A 16,773-nucleotide genomic window follows, 5' to 3' on the forward strand; every position below is an offset into this window, starting at 1 on the left:
TCTCGTATGTCGTCTTCTCCTTCAGCATGCCATCCTGGTGAATGCCCGATTCATGGGCGAACGCATTGGCGCCGACGATCGCCTTGTTCCCCGGCACGATCATCCCCGTCAGCTTGCTGACCAGGCGGCTCGTGCGCGCAATCTCGCTCAGGACAAGCGACGTCTTCGCCTGATAGAAGTCTTGCCGCGTCTCGAGCGCCAAGGCCACCTCTTCCAGGGCCGTATTGCCCGCACGCTCGCCGATGCCGTTGATCGTGCCTTCGATCTGTTCGGCCCCATTCAGCACCGCCGCGAGGGCATTCGCCGTCGCCATGCCGAGATCGTCATGGCAATGCGCGCTAAGCTGAATCTTCTCGATGCCCGGAACATTCTCCTTCAGCGTCTTGAAGATGTTGCCGTACTCATACGGCGTCAAATAACCGACTGTATCCGGAATGTTGACGACCGTCGCGCCGGCGCGAATCGCCATCTCGGTCACTTGGCAGAGGAAGTCGAGCTCGGTCCGCCCGGCGTCCTCCGGTGAGAACTCTACCTTCGGGAAATATTTCTTCGCGTAACGAATCGCCGCCTCGGCCGTCTCCAGCACCTGCTCCTTCTCCATGCGCAGCTTATGCTTGCGGTGAATCGGCGAAGAAGCAAGGAACAGGTGCAGACACGGATCCTGCGCGTTCTTCAATGCTTTGTAGGCCGCATCGATGTCCTGCGTCCGCGCCCGCGACAGCCCGATGATCGTCGCATTCTTCACTGCGGCGGCGACGGCTCCCACCGCGGCCGAATCACCCGGAGATGCCGCAGGAAACCCCGCTTCGATGCGGTCGACACCGAGGCGCTCCAATTGGTAGGCGATCTCGAGCTTCTCCTTCGTATTCAAGTTCACGCCCGGAGATTGCTCCCCGTCTCTTAACGTCGTGTCAAAAATATAAATTTTACGCATCGCTGCACCTCCGTTAGTCTCTCGCCATATTACTATTCCAGTGTATGCACATAAAAGAACAGCGCCCCACCCCGCCTTGACGACGGGCGGGCGCTGTGCGATATCGCCTTCCAGCCTATATAGTCCGCGGCCTGCCGCATGTCCGGCCCGGCTGGCGCAATTCACATGATTACTTCTTGATCCAGTGCATCATCTCGCGAAGCTGGCCACCGACCACTTCGATCGGATGGTTCGCTTCGTTGCGGCGGGTCGCTGTCAGGAACGGACGATCCGCTTTATTCTCCAGGATGAAGTCGCGCGCGAATTTGCCCTGCTGAATATCGGACAATACTTCCTTCATCGCTTTCTTCGTCTCGTCGGTCACGATGCGAGGTCCGGTTACATAGTCACCGTATTCCGCCGTGTTGCTGATGGAATCGCGCATCGTCGCAAAACCTCCTTCATAGATCAGATCGACGATGAGCTTCATTTCATGCAAGCACTCGAAGTACGCCATCTCCGGGGAATAGCCCGCTTCAACGAGCGTCTCGAAGCCGGCTTTGATCAGCGCGCTGACGCCGCCGCACAATACCGCTTGCTCGCCAAACAGGTCCGTCTCGGTCTCTTCCTTGAAGGAAGTCTCGATTACGCCTGCGCGTGTGCAGCCAATGCCTTTGGCATAGGCCAGACCGATAGCCTTCGCATTGCCTGTCGCATCTTGCTCGATCGCGATGAGGCCCGGTACGCCGAAGCCTTCGACATACGTGCGGCGAACGAGATGTCCTGGCGACTTCGGAGCCACGAGGAGCACGTCATTCTCCTTCGGCGCGACGATTTGGCCAAAGTGTACGTTGAAGCCGTGGGAGAACATCAAGGCAGCGCCTTTTTTCAGATTCGGCGCGATTTCCGCATGGTATACGGCCGCCTGCGTCTCATCCGGCATGAGGATTTGCACGAGATCCGCGCGGCTGGTCGCCTCGCCAACGCTCAACACTTCGAAGCCGTCGTTGCGCGCTTTGTCGGCCGATTTGCCTTCACGAAGCCCGATGACAACCTGAAGTCCGCTGTCGCGCAGGTTTTGCGCTTGAGCATGCCCTTGGCTGCCGTAGCCGATAACTGCAATCGTCTTGCCCTGCAATACACTTTGATCTGCGTCTTGTTCGTAATACATAGTAACTGCCATTAGTATGAGTCCTCCTCTTTCTTCCTATTAATAAAGTGAGATAATAATCAACCCCGAATGAATGAGGGTATTTCAAGGGACAATTGCTCGTTCCGGTTCTGCCTGACTTATCCCCTGAGAGACCCCCTCATTCGGGGAATGTCCGGGGCCGGCGCATGGCCGGCCCGATGCTGCACAGCGGTACCGGTTACTTCCCGTCTGTCGTCTGCCCGCGAACCATCGCCGTCACGCCGGTGCGGCTGATCTCGCGGATGCCGTAAGGCCTCAGCAGCTCGACCATCGCTTCGATTTTCTGGGACTCGCCCACGACTTGAACGATGATCGTGCCCGGTCCGATATCGACCACCGTCGCGCGGAACGTCTCGACGATGCCGAGAATCTCCGGACGCTCCCGCGGCTCCGCCTTGACCTTGATCAAGGCCAGTTCGCGGGACACCATCGGTTGAGAGCTCAAATCGACAACTTTGATAACATCGATAATCTTATACAACTGCTTCTCTACTTGCTCCAGCGTATGCTCGTCGCCCGTCGTCACGATGACCATGCGGGAGAGGCCTTCTTCCTCCGAGGCTCCTACCGTAATGCTGTCAATGTTGAATCCGCGACGGCCGAACAAGCCGGACACGCGCTGCAATACGCCAGGCTGATCGTTGACGATGACGGCGATGGTGTGCTTCATCGGTTTCATTCGCAATCCCCCATTATCATTTGGTCAATGGTGCAGCCCTGGGTTACCATCGGGTAGACGTTCTCGTACTTGCGTACGACGAATTCGACGACGGCCGGCCCAGGCGTATTCAACGCCTCCGTCCAGGCTTGCTCCGCTTCTTCCTTCGTCGTGGCCCGGAAGCCGCGCACGCCGTATGCTTCCGCCAGCTTGACGAAATCCGGACTGCCTGCCAAATCGATATGGCTGTACCGGTTATCGTAGATGAGCTCCTGCCATTGACGCACCATGCCGAGCACCCGGTTGTTGATGATGGCCACCTTGACCGGGATGTTGTGGATGGCGCAAATGGCGAGCTCCTGCGCGCACATCTGCATCCCCCCGTCGCCATTGATCGAGACGACGGTCCGATCCGGGCACGCCATCTGCGCGCCGATCGCGGACGGGAAGCCGAAGCCCATCGTGCCGAGGCCGCCGGATGTAATCCAGGAGCGCGGGTGGTTGAAGCGATAGTACTGAGCTGTCCACATCTGATGCTGGCCGACGTCCGTCGTCACGATCGCATTGCCTTGGGTCGTATCATTGATCATCTGGATGACCCATTGCGGCTTCAGCTCCGCATCGGAGTCGATGAACGCCAGCGGCTTCTCCGCCTTCCATTTCTGTACCTGCTCGCGCCACGCATCTGCTTTATCGTTGTGAACCGCCGTAGCATTAGCCAATTGAAGTGTCGACTTAATATCGCCCACAATCGGAATGTCTGTCGGCACATTTTTGCCAATCTCGGCCGGGTCGATGTCAATATGCACAATCTTCGCCTTCGGAGCGAATCCATTCAGCTTCATCGTTACGCGGTCATCGAAGCGGGCGCCGATATTGATTAGCAGGTCCGCTTGCTGTATCGCCATGTTCGACGTGTACGTTCCATGCATGCCGGGCATGCCCATCCACAATTCGTTCCCGCTCGGGAAGCCGCCGAGTCCGAGCAAAGTCGTCGTCACCGGAATCTTCGTCTTGGTTACGAACTCAAGCAATTCCTCATGCGCGCCGGAATGGATGACGCCGGCTCCGGCCAGAATGACGGGCGCCTCCGCTTCCGCGATGGCCTTCAGCATCTTATCCACCTGATACTTGTTCGGCTGGACGGTCGGGTGATACCCGCGAATATTCACTTCCGTCACCGGCTGGAACAAGGTTGTGGCTGCGGATACGTCCTTCGGAATATCGATAAGCACCGGCCCCTTGCGGCCTGTATTCGCGATGTGGAACGCTTCATGAATGACCCGCGGCAGGTCCTCCACATTCCGCACCAGATAGCTGTGCTTCGTAATCGGCATCGTGATGCCGGTAATATCCGCCTCCTGGAAGGCGTCTGTTCCGATAAACGTCGTCGCTACATTGCCGGTAATGACGACGAGCGGAACCGAATCCATATATGCCGTAGCGATGCCTGTGACCAGGTTCGTTGCACCGGGACCCGATGTCGCGATGCAGACGCCGACCTTGCCGCTTGCCCGCGCATAACCGTCGGCGGCGTGAATGGCGCCTTGCTCATGCCGGGTCAGGACATGATGGAAATCCTCGCGGCCGTGCATCGCGTCGTAGATGTAGAGCACGGCACCGCCCGGATAGCCGAATACGCACTCCACACCTTCCAACAACAAGCTGCGAAGCAAAATTTCGGAGCCTGTAATCACTTCAGGCTTCATCCATTTTTCTTTTAATTCATCGGTTGAGCGCATTGTCGCTTGATGTGTGCTCATTTGCCATCCTCCTTACGCATCCTTGTCGATTTCCAATCGGGCTTGGTTGTCATGGTGTGTTGTGCCTGGCCAGGCTTGTAATACAACAAAAAAACCTTCCGCCCCCGCAGCTTGCCAGCTGCCTAAGGGACGAAAGGTTGTGCTTCCGTGGTACCACCCATGTTCATTCCACATCTCGCGATGTGAAATCTCTGCAAGTATACGCCGATACCGTTATCCATGACGGGTACGGACAGCGCATACTCTGGACGCCTAACGCGCGCCTGACGATTCCCCCTACTGACATATCCGGCCATGGCCTGATATCCGTTCAGAAGAACAGCTCCGAGGTGAGCTCGCCTATAAGGGATTATGGCGCCGGTCTCAGCAAGACTTCCATGCGCTCTCTGTTCATAAGGGCCCTTATGCTTCGTCCTCTTCATTGCCGTTCTAAAATATGGTCAATGTCTTTCAAATGTTTAGAAACATTATATTCCTACGATATGCAGGAGTCAAGAGGCGGGATCAAAAAATTTTGGAAAGCGGTCATCCGGCAAAATGACAGCACAGCTTGATAAAATCCCTAAAATCGGCAGAAACCTCGGCTTTTTTCCGTACTATAACGTTTTTGAACCGTTGCTTCATTCGTAGTTCTGCGAGGGCTCGGAAGGGATTCGAAATCGGCACCGGAAACGAGGGCGGCACATATAATACATCATTCGCGATGCAGCAAAGGAGGAATCGGGCATGAACATCCGGCTTCGGCGTCCCGCTTCCGATGACCGCATCATCCGACGCCTTATTTTGGAGGAATTAGTCCCCCATTCCAACCTCGCCTGGGAAGAGAGCCAGGTGCTGAAGGATATTCCGGTTCGGCTTCGGAACGGCGTCACCTATGTCGCAACGAACCGCAGAAATCAGGCCGTCGGCTTCATACTGGTCCTAGCCAAGAACGACATCCTGCTGATTGATCTGCTCGCCGTCAGCAGCGCCGCCCAAGGCAAAGGATGCGGCTCCGCACTTCTGGAACGGGCGGAACGGTACGGGCGCATGCAGCGCTGCCGCCTCTCCCGCGTCTATGTAGATCAAGGCAACGGGGCCGCGCAGCGCTTCTATGAACGGCATGGCTACAGAATCAAACAGTATATTCAGCTGATCTCCTGCCACGAGATGGAGAAGCCGCTGGACAGGCGCTGAGACGCTTCCAATCCGTCCGGCGGCAGCATGAAAGCCTGGGGTCCCCCCAGGCTCTCCGCTCCCATATCCTCATGTGGCCCGCTCGTCTTGGATGTGATGGTTGGTTGGCCGGATTCGATTACCAGAAGCGACCGTACGGATAGCCTCCAAACCCGTATCCTCCGTAACCTCCGTATCCCCCGTAAGGGAATCCCCCAAAAGCGAATGGGGCCGTGCCAATAGCCAAAAGGTCGAACAGAACTAACGGAATGATTGCTTTCGTTCTTACTTTCTTGCCCTTCGGTTGCGCCATTATAAGCCGGTTGCCGGAAATGCGAATCAGTTTGCCGGACACGACAGAGCCGTTTTTGTGCAGCGCATATATCCGTTTCCCGACAAGCTTGGAAGCCTGAGCTTTCGTAACACCATGCATGCGAATCCCTCCTTCACGTTTGATTCCATACAAGGTATTCTAACCAGCCCCTTCCCGTCTGTATGATGGCCCTTCCTTCTCAAATCTGGGTCTCGCAAGCTCTTAATCTGCTCTTCATCTTGCGCTGTCACCAGCCGCGAATCTACTCTTCCTCGTTATAGAAAACTTTATAGTAATGCATGCCCCGCTCTTCATCGAAGCCCTTCTCCACGTAAGCGAAGCTGTCGCTCTTCAGCTTCAGCTCGACTCCCGTATCGGTCCGGATATTATTTTTATACGTTCGCTTCGCCTTTTTCAAGGCAGCCTGGGAGATCGGAAATTCATTCAGCGGAGGCAGCTCATTCGCTTCCTCGTAGGTCTCCTTGTACGCCTTGAAGATCGGCACGATCTCCGGCTGCACGATAACCTCCTCGGCAAAGGCTTCCTCCTCGAACTGCTCGTGCTTGGCGAAGTACTCCATCGTATGGTGAATGAACTCCAGCTTTTCTTTCTTTTCCGGCGGTTCCTCCGCCGAGGCGGCGATGACATCCTCGTAGAAATGCGTGCACATTTCGATATATTTATCCGTCAAATAATGCTCGTCCTCCAGCAGCCGCACATTCAAAAAATCTTCCTGCCAATAGCGGGCCGCTTCGTTGTTCTTGCCTGCCGAAGTATCGACGATGCCGACAGAATAGCCCGCTTCCGCGCGCACGTTGAGAATGAGACAGCCCTTGTCTAGCTTGCGTATGTTCGTTCCTTCCTGGATGCTGACCTGAAGCTCTTCCGGATTGCTCTCCTGCACCTGCAAAAAGATATCCTTATGCTCCGATTTCATGATACCGATGGCGTCGATGCTGAAGTTGTTGTACAAAATGTTGTTCAAATGAACGACATACAGTTCCCCCGGCTTAATCTGCGGATGGGAGGATTGCTCGTACAGATGATTCAGCAAATGAACGGACTGCTCGTGAAAGGAGTTCGCCTGCTGAAACATGCGGCTCACGTAGGTGTATACCTCATTCAACGGCAGCTCGGCCTCATGATGGAAGCGGTAGAAGGCGTCGAATTTGAAGCCGGAAATGAAGTACTTCATCAGCGTCGCCTTCACTTCGTCGCTCGGCACGTCATACAGCGCGTGAGAGACGCGAACCCCCTCTTCGCGGGCTTTGCTTCCGACCTGATGGACAACCATTTGCTGGATTTCCGCTTTGGATAAATCGATCATTACATTCCCTCTTTTCTCGAAGTCGCATCTCTCTATTGTATCGAAAATACGCGCCGATGAAAACCGAAACCGAAGGCAATCCTCCATGGCATGCCGCCGCATTTTCTCTTGTCGCGCCAGACCAGACCTAGGGCTCTGATCCGCCTCGGGATACGGGTGTTTGCCTTGGCATTGAGTTGGCTTATCCCCCGCTCTGGAGTACAATAAGTAGGATGAGAAGCGGCAGCCGTCCAGGCTGCCCCGCATTCGTGCGGAAGAGCTGTTGCATGGAAAGGACGATTGAGTGTGAAGAAAGCTGATACGGATGTTCATCAATCCGGACTTGCCCCTAAGCTATGCCGTGAATCCCGCGTGTTCAAGACGAGCCGCGTATTTCCGAACGATGTCAATAACCATGATTCCCTCTTCGGCGGCAAGCTGATGAGCGCCATCGACGAATTGGCCTCCATCTCGGCCGTGCGGCATTGCCGGTACAACGTCATAACCGCTTCGACCGATTCGGTTGATTTCCTGCGTCCGATACTACAGTCCGATTCCGTCTGTCTGGAATCGTATGTCACCTGGACGGGACGAACAAGCATGGAAGTATTCGTCAAGGTCGTCTCGGAGAATCTGTTCTCCGGCGAGCGCGCCATCGCGGCGACCTCCTTCCTGACATTCGTGGCGGTGGATGAGCATGGCACGCCGTTGATCGTGCCGCCTGTCATCCCCGACTCCGAGGAAGAGAAGCTGCTTCACGAATCGGCGCAGGAGCGGGCAGAGCTGCGGAAGAAGAGACGGGCGGGAAGCAAGCAGCTCGCCAGCCAGCTGTCGACCCGCAAATATTGGGAATAGCTCCATGGCAAAAAGCCCCGGTTGCTCGCAACCAGGGCTTGTCTTATAACGAACGCCGCACTACCGTTCCCGGCGATGCGGCGCTTTATATGAATCCAGCTTACGCGTTTACTTTTTCTTTGGCTACCGCTGCAAGAGAGCTGAATGCATTGGCATCGTTAACTGCCATGTCAGCCAGCATTTTGCGGTTGATGTCCACGCCTGCCAGCTTCAAGCCGTGCATCATTTTGCTGTAGGACAGTCCGTTCATGCGAGCAGCCGCGTTGATGCGGGCGATCCACAGCTTACGGAAGTCACGTTTCCGTTGACGGCGATCGCGGTATGCATACAGCAACGATTTCATCACTTGCTCGTTCGCTGTTTTGAAGATGCGGTGTTTGGAACCGAAGTATCCCTTTGCCAGTTTCAATACTTTCTTATGACGACGACGTGTCGTAAATCCGCCTTTTACTCGTGCCATTTCGTATTAACCTCCCGATTCGATGTCTCCGAATTGCTTATTTCAAGTTTTTCAATTGCTGCTTCATGCGGTTAACGTCGCCTGCTGCCATCACTGGGCTTGTTGCCAGGTTGCGCTTTTGGCGTTGCGATTTATGGGAAAGCAAATGGTTGCGGTACGCTTTGTAGCGACGCACTTTACCAGTACCCGTAATTTTGAAGCGGCCCTTCAAGCTGCTATGCGTTTTCATCTTAGGCATAATCAATTATCCTCCTCAAGTTCGGTGTTCATCCATCCCGCCGCCTTCTCCAGCGCGGCAGGTCGCTTAGGTGCTCTTCGGCGCCAAAATCATAATCATGCTGCGGCCTTCCAGCTTCGGAACGCGTTCTACGATGCACAGTTCGTTCGCCTCGACGAGAACACGGTCAAGAACCTTCTTGCCGATAGCGGCGTGAGCAATCTCACGGCCGCGGAAGCGGACCGAGCATTTAACCTTATCGCCTTCACGCAGGAACTTCAAGACGTTGCGCAGCTTCGTCTGGAAATCATGCTCGTCAATGTTCGCGCGGAACCAGACTTCCTTGATATCGACCGTCTTCTGATTCTTGCGCGCTTCTTTCTCTTTCTTCTGCTGCTCATAGCGGAACTTGCCGTAGTCCATAATCCGGCATACGGGCGGCTTCGCCTGCGGAGCCACATTCACTAGGTCCATGTTCGCATCGTAAGCCATCTGCAGCGCTTCGCGGTACGGCTTGATGCCGATCTGCTCGCCTTCCGGGCCGACTAGTCGAACTTCCTTCGCACGAATCTCCTCGTTAACCAAATGATCTTTGCTAATGGTGTGCCACCTCCATAATCGAATTCCCACTTCGCTCTTGCAAACTTCTATTGTATGCAAAAAGGGATGCGGGCTCAAGAGCCCACATCCCTCACATAGATAATTATCATCATGTGAAACACTGCCAACGCGGCAAATCGTCAGAACCAGCCAACCTACGTCGGACAGGTGAGAAGCGGGCGCTCCTGCTTAATCAAAATCATATGCAATTTGAACACTCAATTACTATATCACTCTTGCGGATTCATTGTCAAGACATTCTTTCCGCTCCAGGATAATCCCGAATCAGGATACCTGCTTGCCCTGCATTTCCTCCAAGCGCACGACCCGCGTATGCTCGGTATGGCTCCATACTTTGTTGTTCTGCGTGAAGAATGCATAGAACGTAATCGGCCACCAGGACAGCAGATAAATAGGGAACGTAATGAGCGACGCGTAGATGCGCCATGACTTGACACCCTCCAGTACGAGCGCCAGCACGAACACGCTGCACGTCAGCACCAACGACACCACCGTCACCCATGACGGCAAATATTCAAAGAACGTAGCTACATTCGGCCCGTTGAAAATCGCCGCATCCACCCACAAGAAAGCGGTCATAAGAAACGTCAGCAGCACAGTGTATACCGTAATCGTATAGAGCGCCATATCGAACTTCGCCATATTGCGCTCCTTGATGCTCTTCCAGAGCAGCGGGAAGAAATAGCGGCGCGCCACCGTAAAGTGGCCCTGCATCCAGCGAAGACGCTGGCGTGCCGACGCCTTGAACGTCAACGGCTTCTCGTCGAATACGCGCGCATTGTAATTCAACACCGGATTGATGCCGTTCATGACGCAGCGCGCCGTGAATTCCAGGTCCTCGACCAGGCTTGTCGCGCCCCAGCCCATATCCTTCAGCAGCTGGCTCTCGAAGCACATACCGGTTCCGCCGAGGAAGTTCGCCAGCTTCAGATTTTTGCGGGACAGCTGCCACAGCCGGTTGCAGTACCAGTAAGTGACCCCATAAGCGGCCGTAATCCACGAGTCATGCGGGTTCTTTGTATCGATATAGCCCTGGATGACGCGCGCGCCGGAGCAGAGATCATTGTTCATTTCGAGCAGGAAGTCCATGCTGACCAGATTGTCCGCGTCGAGCATGACGACCGCATCGTATTGGCGCGGCATCTCCCACAGATTATTCAGCATCCATTCAATGGCATAGCCTTTGCCTCGCTGATGAGGATTGTGGCGCTCGCATGCCGTCACGCCATGCTCTCTTACGATGTCCGCCGTGTTGTCGGTACAGTTATCGCAAATGACAAAGATGTCATACATTTCCTCCGGATAGTCAAGCTGCTTCAAGTTCTCGACCAGCGCTCCAATTACCGCTTCCTCGTTATGTGCGGCCACAATGACGGCGAACGATTTCTGCGGGTCGTAGGCTTGTCGTTTCTTTTCTCGGTAAATGCCGAACAGCGACAAGGTGAATTGATACACCCCGAGCGCGGCCAACAACACCTGCAAGCCGATAAATAACTTATCCACCATGTTGGTGTCCCCCTTTTAACCCCTGATGATATTTCACTTTTTCTGTAAGCACGCCTTTTCTTTGTTTTTCATGGCATGCCTCTGTCATGTTTACCCCGGCAGAAAACGGTCGATCCCGATTTTCTAACGTTTGCATCCGTTTGTCAAAAGCCTATTATTGGCTTTCATACGTTATTTGCTTCATTTTCATGCAAGAATGAACATGAAATGGCAGGCGTTCGGGCTCTAACGGGGTATTTTCTTTATTTTCGTCCAAATGCTAAGAAATTATGGCTTTGGACCCCCATTTCGTCAAAAAAAGATAACGAACCCGACCATAGAGGCATTCCGCCTTCCCTTGGACCGCATGGGCATACGCCTCCATCATATAATAACGTAACCGCCCGCGCAAAGGTTGCTGTCCAAAATCAACCTGCCAAGGCTGACATGCAACTATCACCATGTTACCCTTAGCGTTCGAAAGTGAAACATCCGTCAGGCGCTGCCGCCGCAATCAGGAGAAACGTCCTACGGACAGAAAAGACGGAACGGGAGGATGGAACATCTTTCGTCAAGCTTCGCCGTTGGTCTGTACGCGTCTTCCCAAATGAGATTGAAATCATGCACAAATATAAATATGATTAAGTATGTTTGTCAGTCCCAGGGAAGGGCACATCAAAAATTCACAAATTCCTTATCTTCTGTTAATGTAAAGTTGTTACGATTGCATCAAAATCTATCGCATAACGGAGGGGTAACATGTTGACCCGTGTTATCGCGTGGCTTGGATACCGTGAACGGCAGTTGTTTCTGTGGATTAATCAGCGTCTTCATCATCACTGGATGAACTTGGTGCTCTATACAATGACTCATCTCGGAGGAGCGACATTCACGATCGCATTCTCGCTTATCCTCGGCCTGTTCGCGCCTGACCCTTGGAGCCGGATTGGCTGGCAGTGTCTGGTTGCGCTGGCTGTAAGCCATATTCCTGTTTTCCTTATTAAAAAATGGTACCCGCGGGTTCGCCCCCATCTGGCGCTGCCCGGTATACGAACATTTCGCAAGCCGCTCATCGACCATTCATTCCCGTCGGGACATACGACGGCCATCTTTTCGATCGTTATGCCGATTATGATGGCTTTTCCGATTCTAACCTGGGCACTGCTTCCCGTCGCCTTGATCGTGGCGATGTCCCGGATGTATCTTGGCCTTCATTATCCTTCTGATTGCCTGGCCGGGGCCTTGCTCGGAACCGGGGCGGCCATAGGCACGGTTTCCTTCTGGACATAATGGAGGCGGGTTCGTCAACCAAGCAGTAACACTACTTAGGATAGAAGGGTGACCAACATGGAGGAACCTGTCACATGGTCCGTACCGGCAGGCTTCGCTTTTACGCACGATAACGAAGGCAAGAAGCGGATTCTCGTCCTGTCGGAGCGCTTCGGAGCCGGGCACACTCAGGCCGCGCACGCCCTGGCCGTCAGTCTCCGGAAGCTGTCCCCGCATGTGCAGACGCGCGTGATTGAGCTGGGCAGCTTTTTGAATCCGCGGACGGCTCCGCTCATTATCGAGGCTTACCGCAAGACCGTCACCGTGCAGCCTAGACTGGTCGGCTTCATGTACAGGACCCAATATAACAAATCATTGAACCGGCTGACCACGATGGCGCTTCATCGCGTCTTCTATACGCAGGCGATGACGGTCATGCGCCAGCTGAGGCCGGATATGATCGTATGCACGCATCCGATTCCGAATGCCGTCATCTCGCGGCTGCGCCGGCTGGGCCTGAATGTGCCGCTCTGCACGGTCATCACCGATTATGATGCGCATGCTACCTGGGTCAGCCCCGGGGTATGCCGTTATCTCGTATCGACACCCGAAGTGCAGGCGAAGCTGGAATCCCATGGCGTTCCGGCCGAACGCATCCAGGTGACCGGCATCCCCGTTCATCCGAAGTTCTGGGAGACGCATGACCGGAAGACGAAGGCGGCCATCCGCCGGCGCTTCGGCCTGAAGGAGATCCCGACCGTCCTCGTCATGGGCGGCGGTTGGGGACTCATTGACCCGAGCTGCTCCAGCGAACTTCTGACCCGTTGGCGCAATGACATCCAGTTCCTGTTCTGCATCGGCGACAATGAGAAGCTCCGCCAGCGCCTGCTGGACACCCCGAGATTCCGCCATGAGAACATCCGTCTCATCGGCTACACGCAACAAATCGATCAACTGATGGACGTATCCGACCTGCTCATCACGAAGCCGGGCGGAATGACCTGCACCGAAGCGATGGCGAAGGGCATTCCGATGCTGTTCTACGAACCGTTGCCAGGCCAAGAAGAAGTGAATTTGCATTATTTTGCAGAAAAAGGATACGGTGAACCGATCGAGAGCGCCCATACGATAACGAACTGGATGAACAAGCTGGCCTATCACTATGAGGAGGTCGCCTCGCGCCGGCGCGAATTCGAGCTGAACGCCTCGCGGTATCATCCGAAGGCGTGCGCCGACGCCATATTGAGGATGCTATACGAGCAGCCGCCCACCGGCAGCTCCTCAGCCTGACTTGTCATTTCTTAATTGAATACACTTATTCCCCGCCCGGGTCTGAACTCGCGTCCAGGACCGGGCTTTGTGCTGGGGCCGGACATGACAAAGCCGCCGGCTTCCGGGCATCGCCCAAGCCGTCGGCTAACCTGACTCCTTATTGCTGCGGGACAGGCTGTCCTCCCTTGCCATACGGCAGCGAAGCCCGGTACTGCTCGTAAGCCTCGCGCCCCACCAGAACTTCCACGCGATGAATGTTCATGCCTTTGCCCGAGAACTTCTCCTCATATTCCGTCATGACATGATCCGGATGGGGACCGCCCCGGTGCAGGTCGAGCGAGATATTCCGCATCTGAAGACCGACCTCGGCGTAGGAATTCAAGGAGTATTCGAACAGCGTCACCGAGTCTGTCTTCTGGTGGATCTCTCCGCGTTCATTCAGAACGTGCTTATATTTCTCGATAAATCGGGGATGAGTCAAGCGCCGGCGCGCATGGCGCTTCTTCGGCCACGGATCGCTGAAATTCAGAAAAATGCGCTCGATCTCGCCCTCCGCAAATATCGATTCCAAGTATTCAATGTTCGCCCGCACCAGCCTCAAGTTCGCATCGGTGTCCACGCCCAGCTCGCCGCGGATCGTCTCGGCCTTCTCGCAGGCGCGCGCGATTAATTCATCGTACATATCGATGCCGATGAAGTTCACATCCGGGTGCCGACGGCTCATTGCGCTGATGAACTGGCCTTTGCCCATGCCCAGCTCCACATGGATCGGACGGCCGTTGCCGAAAATATCATGCCAGCGGCCTCGTGCCGATTGAGGGTCCAGGATCGCAATCTTCGATTGCTCCAGCAGCTCCGGAGCCCCTTTTTTACCTCGTAAACGCATCTGTTTTCCTCCAACCTCAGTATGCTCTAATCCTCTATTCTGCATGACCGGCACGCAATTGTAAAGAGCCGCCTGCCACCGCCCGGCCTTGCGCTTCCCTGAACATCAGCAGGACGCCTTATCGTTCAAACATTAACACGAAATTATCAGCCTCTCGGCTCCCCTCCGTCCCTCTTCCGCTTCCCCCGCGGGCGGTGCCCTATCTTCGCTTTTCAAGCGAGATCTGCTACAATAAAACCACGGCCGCCTGCCGCTCGCCAAGCGCGCTGCGGCAGGCTGGCGGCGGGTTGCAGGCGCAACCGGCCGCCACGGACTGCCGGAAGCCGCCGCTTCCCTCCGAGGCCGACTTAGATGAGGAAAGGGCTTGTCATCATTGAAATATCCGAAGCTCGAACGGCCGCCTGTCCCCCTCGATTGGGGAGACAAGCGGTTCCATACATGGAACGCCGAGATGCGCCGCCAGTTCGGGGGCAAAGTCTTCAAGGTGATGCTGGATGCCGGCTTCACCTGCCCGAACCGGGACGGACGCATCGCCATCGGGGGCTGCACCTTCTGCAGCTCGCGGGGCTCCGGCGATTTCGCGGGCTCCCGCCGCAACGATCTCGTTACCCAATTCAACACGATTCGCGACCGCCAGCATGAGAAATGGCCGAATGCAAGCTATATCGGCTACTTCCAGGCCTACACGAATACGTATGCGCCGGTCGACACGTTGCGCGAGTATTTCGAGGTCATCCTGGAGCAGCCGGGGGTGGTCGGCCTGTCCATCGCCACTCGTCCCGACTGCTTGCCGGACGATGTCGTCGAGTATTTGGCCGAGCTGAACGAGCGCACGTATCTCTGGCTGGAGATGGGCCTGCAGACGATTCACGAATCGACCTCGACGCTCATTAACCGGGCGCATGACACCGCTTGCTATGAGGAGGCGGTCGCGAAGCTGCGCAAGCACAATATCCGCATCTGCACCCATATCATATATGGACTTCCGCAGGAAACGCATGAGATGATGATGGAGACGGCCGCAGCGGTCGCCCGCATGGATGTGCAGGGCATCAAGCTCCATCTGCTCCATCTCATGCGCAAGACGCCGATGGTGAAGCAATATGAGGCGGGTATGCTCCGCTTCCTGGAGATGGACGAATACGTGAAGCTCATCGTCGACACGCTGGAGATTCTGCCGCCCGAGATGATCGTGCACCGCGTGACGGGCGATGCCCCGCGCGACCTCTTGATTGGGCCGACGTGGAGCCTGCGCAAGTGGGAAGTGCTGAACGCGATCGATGCCGAGCTGCGCCGCCGCGATACGTGGCAGGGCAAGCTGTGGAGGGAGAGTTAACATGGGCTTCCTCTCCGTACTCAGCTTCGCGCAGCAGGCCGTGAAGGAGCGCGTGCAGCCGGGCGACCGCGCCGTGGACGCGACGATGGGCACCGGCGTAGACACGCTCTTCCTCGCCCGGCTCGTCGGGCCGCGCGGGTCGGTCGCGGCCTTCGATATCCAGGCGGCGGCGCTCGAGCTGACCCGCCGCCGCCTGGACGATGCCTTCGGCACGGACGGCGGCGCGCAGGTCGAGCTGCTGCAGCACAGCCATGCAGCGATGACCCGAGCGCTGCCCCCGGCATGGCACGGAACGACGGCAGCCGTCATGTTCAACCTCGGCTATCTGCCGACGGTTGACGCGGACAAGCGCGTCATGACGGAGCCGTCCACGACGCTGACGGCGCTGGAGGACGCCCTGACGCTGCTGCGTCCGGGCGGGGTGCTGACCGCCGTCGTGTACCCGGGCCATGCCGGGGGCGACCGCGAAGCGGACGCCGTCCGCGCCTGGGCGGAGGCGCTGCCCGCCGCCAGAGGCCAGGCGGTCGTCTACCGCATGCTCCAGCGGCCGGAGGCGCCTTACGTCATCGCGGTCGAGAAGGCACGCTCCCGAAGCGCGGAGCAGTAAACATAGAAGACAGGGCGGTTCAGGCGCGGCGACGCGGGGAACCGCCGCAAGGAGATGACCGAGATGGCCGTCCGCAAGATTGAGCATACTGGTATTATGGTCACACAGCTAGAGACGTCGATCCGCTTCTATGAAGAAGTACTCGGCATGAAGCTGACAGATACGCTGACCCATACGAACGGCGTCCTTCGCCTCGCTTTTCTCGGCTTCCCGGGCGCGGATGAACCCGAGATCGAGTTAATCGAAGGCTACCGTGATGCGCTCCCGGCCGAAGGACTCGTTCATCATATCGCCTTCACCGTTGACGATATCGATGCCGAATTCGCCCGCATTCAGTCGCTCGGCTCCGTCGAGCTTATTGATCAGGAAATCGTCACTTTGCCGAACGGCAGCCGCTACTTTTTCTTCAAGGGGCCGGACGGCGAGTGGCTTGAATTTTTCCATACGACCACCAAATAGAGATAA

General features: G+C 56.0%; 18 protein-coding genes. 7 read left to right on the top strand and 11 right to left on the bottom strand.

Annotated features, from left to right (window positions below; translation table 11 throughout):
- The 4 genes from DQX05_RS19065 to ilvB form a co-directional block, all read right to left on the bottom strand.
- The coding region (locus tag DQX05_RS19065; protein WP_147385207.1) for a 2-isopropylmalate synthase at window positions 1-934 on the bottom strand (934 nt) is incomplete at its 3' end.
- A 169-nt stretch (window positions 935-1,103) separates the two neighbouring features.
- Window positions 1,104-2,096 (bottom strand): ketol-acid reductoisomerase, encoded by a 993-nt coding sequence (gene ilvC / locus DQX05_RS19070; RefSeq protein ID WP_119795080.1) that lies wholly within the window; start codon window positions 2,094-2,096, stop codon window positions 1,104-1,106.
- 187 nt (window positions 2,097-2,283) lie between these two features.
- Window positions 2,284-2,784 (bottom strand): acetolactate synthase small subunit, encoded by a 501-nt coding sequence (gene ilvN / locus DQX05_RS19075; RefSeq protein WP_119795081.1) that lies wholly within the window; start codon window positions 2,782-2,784, stop codon window positions 2,284-2,286.
- Complete coding sequence (gene ilvB / locus DQX05_RS19080) at window positions 2,781-4,526, bottom strand: biosynthetic-type acetolactate synthase large subunit (protein WP_119795082.1); 1,746 nt, start codon at window positions 4,524-4,526, stop codon at window positions 2,781-2,783. The genes ilvN and ilvB overlap by 4 nt, the downstream gene beginning before the upstream one ends.
- 726 nt (window positions 4,527-5,252) lie before the next feature.
- Here ilvB and DQX05_RS19085 point away from each other — a divergent pair.
- Complete coding sequence (locus tag DQX05_RS19085; RefSeq protein ID WP_119795083.1) at window positions 5,253-5,702, top strand: GNAT family N-acetyltransferase; 450 nt, start codon at window positions 5,253-5,255, stop codon at window positions 5,700-5,702.
- A 118-nt stretch (window positions 5,703-5,820) separates the two neighbouring features.
- Here the strand turns inward: DQX05_RS19085 and DQX05_RS19090 are convergent, their stop codons facing one another.
- Window positions 5,821-6,114 carry a 50S ribosomal protein L33 gene (locus DQX05_RS19090; protein ID WP_119795084.1) on the bottom strand — a complete coding sequence of 98 codons (294 nt, stop codon included), beginning with the start codon at window positions 6,112-6,114 and terminating at the stop codon, window positions 5,821-5,823.
- A gap of 142 nt (window positions 6,115-6,256) precedes the next feature.
- On the bottom strand, window positions 6,257-7,321 hold the full coding sequence (locus DQX05_RS19095) for a nucleoid-associated protein (RefSeq protein WP_119795085.1): 1,065 nt from the start codon (window positions 7,319-7,321) through the stop codon (window positions 6,257-6,259).
- A gap of 285 nt (window positions 7,322-7,606) precedes the next feature.
- Here DQX05_RS19095 and DQX05_RS19100 point away from each other — a divergent pair, with 285 nt between their 5' ends.
- Entirely contained in the window at window positions 7,607-8,155 is a 549-nt protein-coding gene (locus tag DQX05_RS19100; protein WP_119795086.1) for an acyl-CoA thioesterase, read from the top strand.
- Between the two features lie 100 nt (window positions 8,156-8,255).
- On the opposite strand, the gene rplT is transcribed toward DQX05_RS19100, so the two are convergent.
- The 4 genes from rplT to DQX05_RS19120 form a co-directional block, all read right to left on the bottom strand.
- Window positions 8,256-8,615: a 50S ribosomal protein L20 gene (rplT, locus tag DQX05_RS19105; RefSeq protein ID WP_006284825.1), complete on the bottom strand. Its 360-nt coding sequence runs from the start codon at window positions 8,613-8,615 to the stop codon at window positions 8,256-8,258.
- 37 nt (window positions 8,616-8,652) lie between these two features.
- Window positions 8,653-8,853 carry a 50S ribosomal protein L35 gene (rpmI, locus tag DQX05_RS19110; RefSeq protein WP_006677982.1) on the bottom strand — a complete coding sequence of 67 codons (201 nt, stop codon included), beginning with the start codon at window positions 8,851-8,853 and terminating at the stop codon, window positions 8,653-8,655.
- Window positions 8,854-8,919: 66 nt separating this feature from the next.
- The gene (gene infC, locus DQX05_RS19115; RefSeq protein ID WP_115057834.1) at window positions 8,920-9,417 is read right to left on the bottom strand and encodes a translation initiation factor IF-3; all 498 of its coding nucleotides are present in this window, start codon (window positions 9,415-9,417) and stop codon (window positions 8,920-8,922) included.
- Window positions 9,418-9,717: 300 nt separating this feature from the next.
- A complete protein-coding gene (locus DQX05_RS19120) occupies window positions 9,718-10,959 on the bottom strand; it encodes a glycosyltransferase family 2 protein (RefSeq protein ID WP_119795087.1) in 1,242 nt (413 codons plus the stop codon).
- A gap of 741 nt (window positions 10,960-11,700) precedes the next feature.
- Here DQX05_RS19120 and DQX05_RS19125 point away from each other — a divergent pair.
- Window positions 11,701-12,228: a phosphatase PAP2 family protein gene (locus tag DQX05_RS19125; protein ID WP_397335738.1), complete on the top strand. Its 528-nt coding sequence runs from the start codon at window positions 11,701-11,703 to the stop codon at window positions 12,226-12,228.
- Between the two features lie 57 nt (window positions 12,229-12,285).
- On the top strand, window positions 12,286-13,497 hold the full coding sequence (locus DQX05_RS19130; RefSeq protein ID WP_259392109.1) for an MGDG synthase family glycosyltransferase: 1,212 nt from the start codon (window positions 12,286-12,288) through the stop codon (window positions 13,495-13,497).
- A 139-nt stretch (window positions 13,498-13,636) separates the two neighbouring features.
- Here the strand turns inward: DQX05_RS19130 and trmB are convergent, their stop codons facing one another.
- A complete protein-coding gene (gene trmB / locus DQX05_RS19135) occupies window positions 13,637-14,365 on the bottom strand; it encodes a tRNA (guanosine(46)-N7)-methyltransferase TrmB (protein ID WP_119795089.1) in 729 nt (242 codons plus the stop codon).
- Window positions 14,366-14,738: 373 nt separating this feature from the next.
- Here trmB and mnmL point away from each other — a divergent pair, with 373 nt between their 5' ends.
- From mnmL to DQX05_RS19150, 3 genes are all read left to right on the top strand, one after another.
- Window positions 14,739-15,701 carry a tRNA modification radical SAM protein MnmL/YtqA gene (gene mnmL / locus DQX05_RS19140; protein ID WP_119795162.1) on the top strand — a complete coding sequence of 321 codons (963 nt, stop codon included), beginning with the start codon at window positions 14,739-14,741 and terminating at the stop codon, window positions 15,699-15,701.
- Window position 15,702: 1 nt separating this feature from the next.
- The gene (mnmM, locus tag DQX05_RS19145; RefSeq protein WP_119795090.1) at window positions 15,703-16,308 is read left to right on the top strand and encodes a tRNA 5-(aminomethyl)-2-thiouridylate-methyltransferase MnmM; all 606 of its coding nucleotides are present in this window, start codon (window positions 15,703-15,705) and stop codon (window positions 16,306-16,308) included.
- Window positions 16,309-16,371: 63 nt separating this feature from the next.
- The gene (locus tag DQX05_RS19150) at window positions 16,372-16,767 is read left to right on the top strand and encodes a VOC family protein (protein ID WP_119795091.1); all 396 of its coding nucleotides are present in this window, start codon (window positions 16,372-16,374) and stop codon (window positions 16,765-16,767) included.
- Window positions 16,768-16,773 lie beyond the last annotated feature (6 nt).

This window comes from Paenibacillus thiaminolyticus (genome assembly GCF_003591545.1).
GTDB classification, from domain to species: Bacteria; Bacillota; Bacilli; order Paenibacillales; family Paenibacillaceae; genus Paenibacillus_B; species Paenibacillus_B thiaminolyticus_A.